This window comes from Acidithrix ferrooxidans (assembly GCF_000949295.1).
Taxonomy (GTDB): Bacteria; Actinomycetota; Acidimicrobiia; order Acidimicrobiales; family Acidimicrobiaceae; genus Acidithrix; species Acidithrix ferrooxidans.
In genome coordinates, this window is the sequence record NZ_JXYS01000013.1 from 1 (window position 1) to 13,324 (window position 13,324).

General features: G+C 49.0%; 12 protein-coding genes. 4 read left to right on the plus strand and 8 right to left on the minus strand.

What is annotated here, in order from left to right; translation table 11 throughout:
- The 5 genes from AXFE_RS21270 to AXFE_RS02775 all read right to left on the minus strand — a co-directional run.
- Positions 1-376 (minus strand): (Fe-S)-binding protein (locus tag AXFE_RS21270; RefSeq protein WP_160291703.1); only part of this gene is annotated, 376 nt, incomplete at its 3' end.
- Positions 327-1,892 carry a (Fe-S)-binding protein gene (locus AXFE_RS02760; protein ID WP_052604366.1) on the minus strand — a complete coding sequence of 522 codons (1,566 nt, stop codon included), beginning with the start codon at positions 1,890-1,892 and terminating at the stop codon, positions 327-329. The genes AXFE_RS21270 and AXFE_RS02760, both read right to left, overlap by 50 nt.
- Before the next feature lie 283 nt (positions 1,893-2,175).
- The gene (gene dcd, locus AXFE_RS02765; protein WP_052604367.1) at positions 2,176-2,742 is read right to left on the minus strand and encodes a dCTP deaminase; all 567 of its coding nucleotides are present in this window, start codon (positions 2,740-2,742) and stop codon (positions 2,176-2,178) included.
- A gap of 367 nt (positions 2,743-3,109) precedes the next feature.
- Positions 3,110-6,610 (minus strand): AAA family ATPase, encoded by a 3,501-nt coding sequence (locus tag AXFE_RS02770; protein WP_160291700.1) that lies wholly within the window; start codon positions 6,608-6,610, stop codon positions 3,110-3,112.
- A gap of 11 nt (positions 6,611-6,621) precedes the next feature.
- Positions 6,622-7,908 (minus strand): metallophosphoesterase family protein, encoded by a 1,287-nt coding sequence (locus AXFE_RS02775; protein WP_052604369.1) that lies wholly within the window; start codon positions 7,906-7,908, stop codon positions 6,622-6,624.
- A 432-nt stretch (positions 7,909-8,340) separates the two neighbouring features.
- On the opposite strand from AXFE_RS02775, the gene AXFE_RS19825 reads away from it, so the two are divergent.
- Positions 8,341-8,484, plus strand: a complete 144-nt coding sequence (locus AXFE_RS19825; protein ID WP_160291701.1) for a hypothetical protein — start codon at positions 8,341-8,343, stop codon at positions 8,482-8,484.
- 1,323 nt (positions 8,485-9,807) lie between these two features.
- Here AXFE_RS19825 and AXFE_RS02780 read toward each other — a convergent pair.
- Positions 9,808-10,341, minus strand: a complete 534-nt coding sequence (locus AXFE_RS02780; protein WP_052604370.1) for a nucleotidyl transferase AbiEii/AbiGii toxin family protein — start codon at positions 10,339-10,341, stop codon at positions 9,808-9,810.
- A gap of 10 nt (positions 10,342-10,351) precedes the next feature.
- Positions 10,352-10,927 carry a type IV toxin-antitoxin system AbiEi family antitoxin domain-containing protein gene (locus AXFE_RS02785; RefSeq protein ID WP_052604371.1) on the minus strand — a complete coding sequence of 192 codons (576 nt, stop codon included), beginning with the start codon at positions 10,925-10,927 and terminating at the stop codon, positions 10,352-10,354.
- 744 nt (positions 10,928-11,671) lie between these two features.
- On the opposite strand from AXFE_RS02785, the gene AXFE_RS19830 reads away from it, so the two are divergent.
- A complete protein-coding gene (locus AXFE_RS19830; RefSeq protein ID WP_160291702.1) occupies positions 11,672-11,839 on the plus strand; it encodes a restriction endonuclease subunit S domain-containing protein in 168 nt (55 codons plus the stop codon).
- A gap of 60 nt (positions 11,840-11,899) precedes the next feature.
- Here AXFE_RS19830 and AXFE_RS02790 read toward each other — a convergent pair whose 3' ends face one another.
- Positions 11,900-12,109 (minus strand): hypothetical protein, encoded by a 210-nt coding sequence (locus tag AXFE_RS02790; RefSeq protein ID WP_152625818.1) that lies wholly within the window; start codon positions 12,107-12,109, stop codon positions 11,900-11,902.
- A 51-nt stretch (positions 12,110-12,160) separates the two neighbouring features.
- Between AXFE_RS02790 and AXFE_RS18990 the strand changes: the two genes are divergently transcribed.
- Together AXFE_RS18990 and AXFE_RS18245 are read left to right on the plus strand one after the other, a co-directional pair.
- A complete protein-coding gene (locus AXFE_RS18990) occupies positions 12,161-12,364 on the plus strand; it encodes a hypothetical protein (protein ID WP_152625819.1) in 204 nt (67 codons plus the stop codon).
- A gap of 302 nt (positions 12,365-12,666) precedes the next feature.
- Positions 12,667-13,092, plus strand: coding sequence for an AAA family ATPase (locus AXFE_RS18245; protein ID WP_235347540.1), 426 nt, complete (start codon positions 12,667-12,669; stop codon positions 13,090-13,092).
- Positions 13,093-13,324 lie beyond the last annotated feature (232 nt).

Here is a 13,324-nt window from a genome sequence, read left to right on the forward strand (position 1 = left end):
CTTGATCCATGCGTTCTACATTTACTCTCTTGCCGATCTTTTCTTCTAGCCACATGCGAGCTCCACCGGCACCACAGCAAAAGCCCTTTTCTTTGTGCTTGTGCATCTCAACAGAAGACAGTCCTGGAAGCGATCCAAGGACACTTCTTGGTTCTTCGTAGATGTTGTTGTGGCGACCTAGGTAACATGGGTCGTGATAGGTTACTTTGGCATCTTGGGTAATGGTTGGAACTAGTGCTTTGGCATCTACTAGCTCTTTGAGTAGTTGGGTGTGATGGATGACTTCGTAGTTGCCACCTAGGCCACGATATTCATTGGCTAAGGAATTAAAGCAGTGAGGGCAAGAGGCTATGATCCTTTTTGGCTTTGGCTGAATTTAGGGTCTCTATGTTGGTCATTGCTTGGCTTTGATAGAGGTATTCGTTGCCTAGTCTTCGAGCTGGATCACCGGTGCAGCTCTCTTTCTTTGCAAGTATTGCAAAGGTGACTCCAGATCTATGAAGTAGGCGAGCAATCGATTGGGTGACCTTTCTAGCTCTTTCATCTAGTGCTCCAGCACAGCCAACCCAAAAGAGGTATTCGATATCCTCAGGGATCTCATTGGTGATTATTGGGACTTCAAAGTCAAGCTCTGATACCCAATCTCCTCGATGAGAAGAGCCAAGGCCCCATGGGTCTCCTTGGTTTTCTATGTTACGGAGCATGCCTTGGGCTTCACTTGGGAAGTCGCTCTCCATTAGAACTTGGTAACGACGCATATCTACAATTGCATCGATGTGTTCTATATCTACAGGACAAGCTTCAACACAAGCTCCACAGGTGGTACAAGACCACAGGACATCTGGATCTATGACACTTGGGACCAGCATCTTGGGTTCTTGCAGAACTTGTGTGGTTCCGGAGTCTTTGGTGGTTGTCAATAGGCGCTGGGAGGATTCAAAGAGGTGCTCTCTTAGATCCATGATAAGGAGTTTGGGAGAGAGGGGCTTTTGTGTATTCCAGGCGGGACACTGTTCTTGGCATCTACCACATTCTGTACAAGTTACTAGATCTAGCAGTTGCTTCCAGGAGAAGTCCTCTATCTTGCCTACACCAAAGACGCTGTCTTCACTTAGTTCCTCTGGGTCCATGTTAGGTGTCTTATCTAGGGCACCTAGTGCCTTGGGACGTCGAGAGAATGCGATGTTGATTGGAGCTACGAAGATGTGTAGGTGCTTGGAGTAGGTGACAAAGACCAAAAAGCCCATGATGATGGCGATGTTACCCAATAAGAAGATGGTCTCAATTGCGCTGTTGGCTGAATGGCCCAGGGGTGCTAGGGCGTTAGCGATTAGGTGGCTTGCAAATGCGAAGTTGGAATAGGGGAAGTCACCTGTATTTACTTGAGCGGCTCGATAGACCAATAGGGTTATGACAACTAGGGCTATTCCCGCCAGTACTAGCCATGCTGCAGAGTTATGTGATCCATAAAAGCGAGATGCCTTGGCCTTTTTCTTAGGTGCATTTATCACTCTGATTATTGAAAAGACGACCAAAGAGACTAAGACAGCTACAGAGAAGAAGTCTTCGATAAAGCCAAGCCATGAGTCATGGCCAATCAGTGGAATGGCGAAGTTGGATTGAAAGAGAGCTCCATACGCCTCTATGATCGTTGCGATCAAAATGGTAAATCCCCAGAAGGTAAAGAAGTGTGCAATTCCTGGGATTGTCTTGGCGAGGAGCTTTCGTTGACCAAGTACCTCTGTGAGTTCAGTTGAAATTCGAGAAGCTATGGTTGATGAGCGATTTGGGGCTTTAGCTCCAGATCTCACCAACTTCATAATAAATAGCGCTCTATTTAGAGCTATGGCCAATGCAGCCACAGTAATTACTAATCCAACGATTAGACGCATCTAGCCTCCAGGGATCTTCATCGGTGCCAAAAGATTCTAACGAGTGCTCATTTCGTCATTTAGTCGCCATTTAGTTTGAAACAACCAATTGGCAAAAGTATCCAATTGGTGGAACATCCAAATAGATTAGAGGAAAGAGCAGTCATAAAATAGGCAAAAACCAATGTTACCACCAAGTAACAAATCTGCCAACTCTATAGATGGTTATTCTTCGAAGTTCTTATGGCTCATAGATGGCTGACGCAGTCACCCCGCACCAAATAACAGTCGATGGCGAGGATGGTTATTCTTCGAAGTTCTTATGGCTCATAGATGGGGTTGGGCCGCTTTGATTTTGGTACTTAGAGCCAAGACTCTTAGAGCCATATGGGATAAGGGCTGGGGTTGTCATCTCCAAAAAGCTGATCTGTCCGATCTTCATACCTGGATAGACAGTTATTGGGAGATTGGCTACATTGGAGAGTTCCAAGGTGATATTGCCACTAAAGCCAGCATCGACAAAGCCGGCGGTTGAGTGAATCAAAAGGCCAAGACGGCCAAGGGATGATTTTCCTTCCAGGCGGCCTACTAAGTTGTCTGGGATTCCAATGCGCTCAAGAGTTGAGCCTAGGACAAATTCACCTGGATGCAGGATAAAAAGACCATCGGGATCTACCTCGATAACTTCAGTTAGATCCTTTTGTTCGACACGTGGGTCGATCACCTTAGCTACATGGTTGCGAAAGATACGAAAGAAGCGATCGACACGTAGATCTATAGATGAGGGTTGAATTGCATTTTCACCCAATGGGTCAACTACTATTCGTCCAGCCTCAATCTCAGAGCGTATGGTGCGATCGGAAAGAATCATACAAAATAACGATAGTAAGAGAGATTGGCACTGACGAACGAGGTCGGGGGAACTTTTGATTCATTTAAGGGCTAAAGACAGATCAAAAAGCTTAGCAGCCTCTTGGTGCGAGGAGGGGAGGCCGACAAGCTGACCCCCTTAGAAGGGGAACCCTAGGTCAATCTGGCCAATCTAAGTCAATCTCATGACAGATTCAACTGTGCTGCCTTGGCCCTTATCTAAATCAGCCTCTAAGGTAACGAACCTGTGATACTAAGGACAGACAATAGGATCATCCTTGTCGTAGCTGTAATAATCCATTTGAGCAATTACCTAATGCTGGGCTATTCAATGGCAAACCAATCCGCTCTATCGTCACAAGCACCCTCTAATGTTTCAATACTTGAACCCGAAGTTGGTCGGTCGGAATGGCATCCACTGCCTGTTCAGCGACTCTCTCATGGTGGGTGAAGAGCAGCACCTGCATTCTGGAAGAGAGCTGTGCCAATACAGCCAGACCTGCACTAGTGCGCGCATCGTCGAAATGTACGAATAGATCATCGAGTAGCAACGGTAAGTTTCGGGTACCAAAGGCATAGTGTTCAAGGCCAGCAAGACGCAGTGAAAGATAGAGCTGATCCCGGGCGCCTACGCTCAATGCCCCAACGTCCAACGAGCCTCCGGATGTAGCCGTAGCAAGAATCACAAGGTTGCCTTTTTCATCGACGTCGGTATCAATTCCAGAATATTCTCTAAGGGTAAGCTGCCTAAAGATTTCACTTGCCCGTCGAAGAATCGGCCCCTGATTTTGAGAACGGTACTCAACAATCTGTTGTTCTAAAAGATAGCGAGCCACCATGACCCGGACATACTCATCACAGTTATTCTCAATATCCGCAAGGATGAACTGCGTGCGCTCGGCATCTAGGGCTGCTTCATCAGAGTCATCGATCGATGCCCTCTTGACATTAAGACCACCGATGACCACAGCGACCTCTTTGCGCTCTTGATCACAATCATCAAGTTCGCCAGACAGCTCTTTGATCAGCGCGTCAAGGTCGCTTCCGGCCAAGGAGTCAACTTCCTCCAAGAGCACATCAAGTGAAACACCGCTAGCACCATATAGATCGGTCTCTATCTTCTCAATTTCCAAAATAAGTGTCTCGGAACGCTTCTTAGATTCGATCGCCGCTATCAATGACTGTTCATCGGGAACAAATGCCTCCTTGATCAGCGCATCTATCTTCGCATTTGCATCTGCTTTGGACCTACTAATCCTCTCGACCTCAAGAACCTTACTATCGCGTTGTTCTCCTAGAGCCCGTCGTGTCGCATCGGCGTTCTGTTGAATCTTTAGTAACTTTTGAAGGGCATTGATTCTCATCTCTGTTGAGGTGGCATCGATCGTGAGATGTGAAAGGAAGCTCAGAACTGCCTTCAACCGCTCTTCGACCTGAAAGTTTCGCCGCTCCATCCCAAGGACTCGACGTCGCTTTTCATCTAATTCGATCTGCTTATCCTCGATCATCTTGAGGGTAGACAACAACGATGAGACATCTTGGGGTTTGGTCGTACCATCAACACCCAAGGGCGCAATTGCCTCGCTCCACTCAACTTCCCATAAAGCAAGGTTGCTCTCAGCGACAACCACCGCGCGTTCGTGCTTTTCCATCAAGCTACGATTGCCTTTGATCTCTTGGTCGACCAATAATCTTTGGCGATCCAGGGTCTCTGATCTCAAACAAAGCTGTTCTGCCCGTTCAAGTAGAGCAACCAGACTCAAGGTGTCCTGGGGTATATCTCCAACCTCACCAAGAAGGCCACGCAGATCATTGACACAGCGCAATATCGTTGCGCTCACTTCGCCTTCTTTTGCATCAAGATCTCTAAGTGTTAGCGATTGCGATCCCAGTTCTCGTGCCGCCTCCAAGAACTCATCCATCTCAGCCCGGCTCGAAGCCACAACTCCAAGTGGCTCCCATAGCATGGCCCACTCTCGACCTGCGACCTCGCACTCACCACGGCGCACCTCGATCAGTCGTGCATTTTCCTCAATCAAGGCGAGATCGAGGGCACTTTGGCGCTCTAGGTTGGCTCGCTTTTCCACATCCCTGGCTTCATGCCAGCCCCTATCGGCAATCTTGTCAGCCCCACTTACTGCGGCTTCATAAGCCCGGTCAAGTGACTGGCCATCGCTCCATACCTGGGCTTGTGCCTGGGCTTGGGCTTGTGATTCGATCGCCTCGCCTTCCAGCCAGACTTGGCGCACCAGGGCCCATCCTTCATCGCGATGGGCACGGGCAAGAGAAAGTTCCTCGATAGATGGCGGGTCTTTACGTTGAATGAGCCCTTCGAGATCATCTTTTATCTTTGCCAGCTCCGCATCAATTCTTCTACCTTCACCAAGTGCCTCTGCAAGTGCTGCATTTGCTTGCATAACGTGTTGAGCAACATCATTAACTCGTGCTAGCGAAGGTAACGAAAGCTTGTCGCACTCTCTTGGGCTTATCGTAAGACCAAGAGATGCAATTGAGGAATTGATCTTGGTTTCGAGTCCTATGATCTGTTGTCGATATCCCTCTAGGCTCAACTCGAGCTGACCAGCCTCTCGGATCCGAGCTAGAGCTACCCGTAAGTTCGAGATATCGGAGGCTTCAGGTAGCAGATCACGATCATCCATGTTGCGACTAAGAGTAACCTTTATCTCATCTCTTGAGAGACGTGCACCAACTAAGGCGTCGTCTATCTTTGGCCATGCCTCCCCTAGGCGTTGGATCTGTGATCGTTCAACGTCACTAATCACGGGCATAGCCTTATCATCTCTGCGACAATTCTTTGGAACCCGTCGAAACAACACTTCAAGCTCCCGCTCGAGGTCTCCAACCTGCTTATTGAGACTAGGTAGATCCTTTAGGTTCTGGCGAATTCCTCCAAGTTGTTCACTTAGGTGTTCGATCTCCTCAGAGCGTGAAAGTAGGGGTTCGTCAACGTCGATCTCAGCAAGTCTCATATCAAGCTTTTCAAGATCGGGCACGAGTGTTGCAAGGCTGGCTAGGCATTCTCTACGGATCTCTAGGGATTCATTGAGAAGTGACTGCATATTTGGGGTGACTCGGACATTTCCTAAGTCGATTCCCGAAAACTCCTGAAGAAGTTGGGCTCTTCGGCCAATTTGGCCCCTGGAAGATAGAACCCTCGTGGCTCGAACCAAAGCGCCAGAGAGTTCACGATAGCTCAATTCTAATTTGCTAAGTCGTTCGTTTGCTATATGAAGTGACTTATCGAGCTCCTCAACCGCAGAAGAACTCTGACTATGTGCCTTGACCGCCGAAGTCGACTCTTTGTAGCTCGTTAGAGCTGCATTTATCCGTGGTTTCGAAGCCCCGGATTTGAATAGTTCGCCTGCTTTTGCATCCAACTTGGCCATAACTGAGTTCAGTTGCGTTAGACCAGTGCTGGCAGCAAAAAGGGCTCGCCCTAGCTCGCCTTCGTTCTTTAGGAGAGACTGTCCACCTGAGACAATCTCCTCATGGCCGATTGAAAAAAGGGAGTCATAGACTTCTGCCCCTACCCCACCGAGCACCTCGGCCATCGTCGCTTCGGAAATTGGAAGATCAGAACCAGATCGCAAGGATTGCGTGTTACGTTTGATCCGATAGACCTCAAAGTCACTGCCATCATTAGGGCGCACGATTGCACCTATGCGCAAGTCGGAGTTCGAATGAAGATACGAATAGGGACTGCGTAGAGGTATACCATAGAAAAGTTGTCGAACTGCCGCCATCGTCGTCGTCTTGCCCGCTTCATTGGCGCCGATTATGACGTTGACACCCTCTGCAAGTAGATCCAGCTCTCTTTCAGTGAACATCCCAAACTTGACAAGATTCAACCTTAGAAGCCTCATGATGGATCCGTTTCGCTCAAAAGGCTAGATATTAGATCACCGGCAGATTCTAACGTGGCTCGAAGATGACTTTCTGAGGTAGGCCCCACCGATTCCTCGCCGTTCAATCCATTCACCCGCAGCTCAAGGGGCAATTTATTACGCAGGTCCATAAAGACCGAAAGAAGGCTAGCGAACTCCTCTGGGTCGTCTTGTAGTTGCTTTGCCCTTTGTCGAATAGCCTCAACCACTTCACCATCAGCTCTGACGAAGTTGCGAGTACCCAGCACCACCTTCTCTATCCAAAGATCACCTCGGACCGCTCCAAGCCCACGAACCTCACTATCTAATTGCTCGGATCGCCTCCAAAGCTCTCTGTGGATCGGTGATGTGCCACTGATATTGACTCGAGCAGCCACAAGTCTTCCAGAGGCATCGATGACACTTTTATCTAGCACTTGAGATATCTCTGAGATCACCTCTTCGAAGGTTTGAGCTTGACTTACATCGACATAACAGTTCGTCCATCGAACGACATCTAGTTCCAGAGGCGCAATTGAGACAACCTCTGCCTCTTGGGTGGTTACGAGCGATGCTCCTTTTGGACCAGTCTCTCGAATATGTCTACCTTGAAGGTTGCCCGCAAAGACAATATGGGGCTCAGTGGATACGACCTCTCGTTGGTGTACGTGACCGAGCGCCCAATAGGAATAACCTCTACTGCGGAGCATATCCACAGTAGTAGGGGCATATGAAGCATGGCCTACACGACCATCGAGGCTTGTGTGTAGGAGGCCGATGGTAAAAAGTCCGGGGTCTGCGCTAGGAAAATTTGCCACCAGATCGCCCGCCACCACTCGACTGGCATAACTTTGACCTACAACAGCTAGGTCCAGCTCATCAAATAGTTGAATCTGTGGCGCAGCGCTTGATAGCTGATAGACATTGGGAGGATAGGAAAGACGCTTGCTAACCTCACTGACTGCGTCATGGTTGCCAGCTACAAGCACAACCGGAATTCCCTCGTCGTAGAGTCGAACTAACTGTCTAATCCAAAATAAGCCAGTGCTGTAGTCCTTCCAGTCGCCATCAAAGATATCACCCGCTAGCACAACGAGATCCACGTCATTAGAGACCGCTGCACCCACGAGGTTTTCCACGGCACGACGAGTAGCACCTCGGATCTCTTGTATTGGTGCTCCCTCATATGCAGAAAGCCCCCGAAGTGGACTATCTATATGCAAATCGCTAGCATGCAGAAACTTCAACGGACCGCCGTCCCAAATCGAAGTTCCATGCGCCATTTCAAAATTCCTTGTCTCAACGCTCTGCCTTCATCGCAACCACCACTTCGCCTAACATAGCACGTATATGTAATGGGTATTGCCTTGGCCTCATGGTTAGTTCTACGCTGGGTTAAACGCTGGGTTAAACATCGACTTTGTAACTTGGTATTGCAACTAGGAGCTTGTCGTATCTTTGGAAAGCGGCCTCTAAACCACCAATATAACAAACCACCGCTAAAAGCCCAAACAGTTAGGTTTTGGCGCTAGTTCATCAATTTACCTCACACGCCAAAGCACTGCATCCGTCCCCGGCTCGGCTGAGATTGGGCTACTTGGCCTTTGGCCCGCATCGACAGTTGTTGCTCCACGTAGCCTAAAACCCTAGCAACAAGCTTTTAGCGGGGCGTATCATTCCGGCAAGATTCGCAACTGGTCACTAGCAGAAGACAAATGAACCACGCCGAGTGTGGCACAACGAGAGAGGTGGTCAACCACGGTACAGCAGCACACCAAGGATATTTCCAAGAAATTACGTCAACTGACTTGACAGTTACCGGAAACGAGGATGGTGACAAAGATGAATTCGACGAATGACGGCCCAGCCTCTTCTCTAACTCAGCGATCTTTGTTGTCAACGCATCTATCTGGTTGGCAACGGTAGTGTTCTTTAGCCGCAGCGAACCGATCTCAAAGTGTTAGAGCCTCATTCTCACTCCGCAGCGTCTCATTCTCGCCTCGCAGCGAACCGATGTCACTTTGGAGTCAGCGGCTTCGCCTGTGCTCAATTCGCTGGGTAGGATGGCGCATTCCACGGCCCTGTCACTCGCAGTTGCCTGAACGAGCGTAAGGATGTTCAAGGCGAGTTCGCCACTTACATTGCACGAAAGGTTGCCAACCTCAAGTCAAAGGGTTCCTTGGGCGTTGACGACAGGCCGTACCTTTGCCACGAACGAGCCAAGGTTGTCTACAGCGATATTTGAATGAGTTAATGTCCTCATGAGTATAGTATGGCTGGAAACGAAAGAAACGCAAGCCAACTATTGGGCCGCGAGGTGAGTGACTTTCTGCTGTAGGTATCGTAGCCTTCGGTGAGATCGCTCAAAGGTTTGCAATGTTTACCTGGTTAATGGTGTCTCTCTCTCCGCTTGTGAGCCATCGCCATAGCGGTGCATCGCAAGACCTCTCCGTATTCTTGGGTTGGAATCGTTAGTTGCGATAGAGGAAGTGGATCCTGAACTTTACCCAACTTTTCACCCAACAATTGTGTCCGCGAACATCCCACCCAGTCCGAGGCCGTCTCGGTATCCTTGCTAGAACGCTTCAATGAGCAGCAAAAATGAGACGTACTCGGATAAATAGGTTATCAATTCTGATACTTTGTAAACACCTCATAATCCCTTGGTCCTGGGTTCGAGTCCCGGTTGGCCCACCATTTTCAAGTATCTTTTGACAAAACGAGATAGCGCCAAACACGCTGAAATCCGATGATCCGGCATGGTCCAATTTGTAGTTGTCCGATCTCTATCTATAAGTGCGGCACCGTTGTCTGTGATATCAGCGATCAAGGTGCCCACTCGTATGCGAAGGTTGTCCCGGTAGGCGTTACTTCGCTGAGTTGATGCGCATAATGAGGTCGTTCACTCTTACTAAGGCTTCATCAAGAGAGTTTCCTACTCTCTCGTTTTCTTGGAGGTTTCTCCAAATTTCGTCCCATCCTGGGTAAGCCCCAATGACGGGTGGCCATGGCTGAGCGCATCTAACCTCTAATATCGTGATGCAAGCTGATCTGGTAGCCGATAGCTCGTTGTGTACATTTCCTAGTTCAGCAATTAGCAAAATGTCAACGAGATCGCGTGCCCGATAGTTGGGGCGATCTTCGGTCGGAGCTTCAGTGCAGGCATGAAGCTTTTGAGCAATCTAAAATCTTATAGGTAGGAATGCTATTGCAGCGGGCTCGATGAGCTGCACACGCTTGAGACTGATTGCGAGAGCGATAACTTCTGGTTCGTTTAACGAAGCGGCTTCTTCGGTAGACATTTCGAAAGGGATGGTCATAAAGTCTTTGTTGCGATAAGCAAGTTTGATTTTGAAACGTATTGCGGTGGTTGATCCAATCAAGGTTTCGATAGGTTGTGGTTCGGTCACTCTTCCAGTAAATCCACACCACCCTATTTCAGCTTTCTCCGTTATCAAACTAACTGCCAACTCTAAGTTGCCACGAAATGCGGCATCGAGATCCTTGGTTGCTCTTGCTTTAGTTCCGAAACGCATCACGAGGGCGGAACCTCCCTTGAATGCGATTCTAGGTATTCTTTGATCGTCGCGTAGTCCATCGAGCATCTGGGCGATGACGGAGATGCCAACAATGTGACGAAGTCGAGCTACGGTGATCTCCTCCGATTTGGACCATCCCGTCAGTAATCGCTCAAGATGGTTTTTGTCACCGGGCAATGGTTTTTATTCATTCATGGCGCAATGAATTTTTGGATGTGCTTCTGTCTGCTAGTTGGACGCGAAGGCGAGCTTCGGTAACGGTGCCGATCAATTCACGAGCTTTGGCATTTGCAATGGCCTGTGCTACGAGCTCACCTGAAACCCCCGCCTTTATGACGTCATCGATAGCCAATTTTGGTGTAATCACTCGGATGTTGTCCACTTCCTCGATGTCGCTAATTTGTAGATTTCGTCGGCGTATTCTGTATCGTTCCTGCCCTTGACGTCGAGGCTGGTAATTGGGAGGAACTACTATTTCTATCTTCATAGGGTTGACGTCCGCTAGGTTCCAAAGGGCAAGCGCAGATTCCCCAGCAATAACACCTAATCCGTTAGCCCACAATACGGCTTCTTGGAATTCATCCCTTTCTGTGATGGGAATGGCTACTAGTCGGTAAAGGCCCCAACCTCGATGTTCGAGACGACCAACGGCGGCAAGTTGACGGAGTATTGCTGGGTTGATTGAGAGTTCTCTCGCTTGAGCAGCGCGGATGAAGCCATGTTGGTCGAAAGCCCGCTCTAAAAGACGCTCGTATACAGTCAATGCTCTCACCCTCATCAGTTTAGTTCACACAACGGTAATGCACAGGGAAAGATAAAAATGGTAGCAAAAAGGTAGTTATTTACTACGCTTTTGCTCGAATAATAGAAGTTCTATTGATTTGATCTCCATTTTTGCTTACTTGCTTTAATGCTTTAGTGTCGTTTGATGAGTTTTGTGGTTACGCTATACGATACTTACGGAAGTGTGCTGTGAAAGATTAGCTACCGATTGACGGGTGGCGAACTCTTATGCCAACTCGGTATCCGATGTGCTGAACGAAATTCGGTCGGGCAGGAAATCGCGCAAGCAAATGGAGTTAGCGGTCTCCCTTTCCATTGCTGGTTTGGCAGTCGCCTACTATGTATTGAGGATGGCGACTTTGCTGTGATGGATGGAGTACGGGACTTCAGAACGGTGCGCTGCTGATCCAGCGCTAGGTGTCCTTAGACTTCAAATGGGAAATATCTAAAGTGGGAAGTTGGACGTCAGCGATCTGAAAAATTGCTTCGATGGCGAAGTGATCAAGGAGCTCATGTTGGATCTAGGGGACTCTTTGTTCTATCGAACGAACCCTCCGAACTTGTGGACAATAGCGCTGTCTTTCGGGTAGGGGTGTCTGCAAGCTGCTCTGGATACTTTGTCCGAGCGTGATTTGATCGTTGGGCTGTAATCCCATAGTTCATCAACTACTGGATTAATTTAGCTTGGGGACATGAGTAGGTAGAACTTTCCAAAATCGATGGGATGCGCCAATCAAACATCAACGGGAGCAAGCTAGGACTGATACCGGTGCTCCTTTTACCGATCAATGAGCAAGCCGTCATCGTCGAGTATGTGTTACGGGCGTTGCTTTCGGCAGATGCGATTCAGTTTCTTGTTGGAGCGACATCAGGCGTAATGGATAGAAGCTGACAATCTGTTCGCGCAAAAGCCTTTCCGGGTCATTTGTCAGCTGCTAGTCTATGGGTTTTATCATTTATAGACCGAAGATCTCCGTTTATCATTGGAGTCACCGATGGCGACGTACGCCAGTGCCACGTCACCGCAATAGTTTTGAGACTTCTCTAATATGAGCAAAGGCCAGAGTTCCTCGACGTCACGTTCGTCACCCCGCCAATCTGCTATTCCCCTGACAGCAAGCGCGTCCGAAGTCCACGAGCCCCTCAAACTCCCATAGCTCATAGTTGGCTCCTGTATGGCCTGCCTAATGTCAGGCGCAGATTGCACACGAGGTTGATTACTATCCAAAAGCATGGCGGGAATTCATTTGGGCATGTTCCCGTCCATGGTCCCTTCCATGCGCTGGTACAGATCGGTGACGACGATGCTACTACCGATTTCTCGCGGCGGGTTGGTACCTTCTCCCGCTTGTCAACGACGAACACCGCCGGAGTTGCATACGGCAGCGGTACACCTGTAGCGGGTGGATCCGTGTAACACATTGCTCGTTTCACGGGCGAAAATGCAGCGAATCGTGGAGGCCGAGTTCGTTGCAGAATTGCTCTAGAGGTTTCTGGACCAGGGAGATGCCGGTGAACTGGAATGAGAGTTCAGTCCTACAGACGATCCGTCGGTGATCGGCGAAGTAAGTACAGCAAATCGGGGAGTATTTTCTAAAATCAAAACATGGTGCGAATCGCTAGAAATGCCAAGAGTCGGGTATTAGAGGCCCTTGGCGATACCAGAGTTGTTGTTATACAGGGCGCCAGGAAGGTGGGGAGACGATACTCATTAGAGAGATTGTCGATTCTAAGGACGGACGGTTAGTTTCATTTGACGATCCAGTTGCGGCGAACGGCGCCCGTGAGGATCCAGTCGGGTTCCTCAACTCCGACCCAGGTCGTCTTTTGGCTATTGATGAAGTACAACGTGTCCCTGAATTAGTTTTAGCGCTAAAGTTCGTAGTCGATGGCGATAATCGTCTGGGTAGGTTTCTTTTGACTGGATCGGCCAATCTCCTCAAATTACCCACTATTGAAGATAGTCTTGCTGGTTGGGCTGAGATTATCGAGTTGTTCGGCCTAAGTCAGGGTGAGCTCATAGGGCATAGGGAGAAGTTCATCGATCGGGCTTTGTCCGGTGAAAGATTCATAAACCATACAAGTGATCTGAGCCGAAGTGACTATCTCGAACTAGCTGTTGCGGGGGACATCCCGAGGTCTTGAATCGTGCTCCGGGAAGGCGTCGTGACCTTTGGTTTTATAACTATGCTAATGCCATACTTCGCAGGGAGGCTGAGGATATCTCGAACCTTCAACGTATCACGGAGCTGCCAGTGATCCCGAGAATGTTGACTGCAAGAAGTAGCGGAGAGTTGAACGTTGCCGACTTGGCTCGCGACACTACCATTCCTCAACGTACCCCTGNCTCTTATACACATCTCCGAGCCCACGAGAC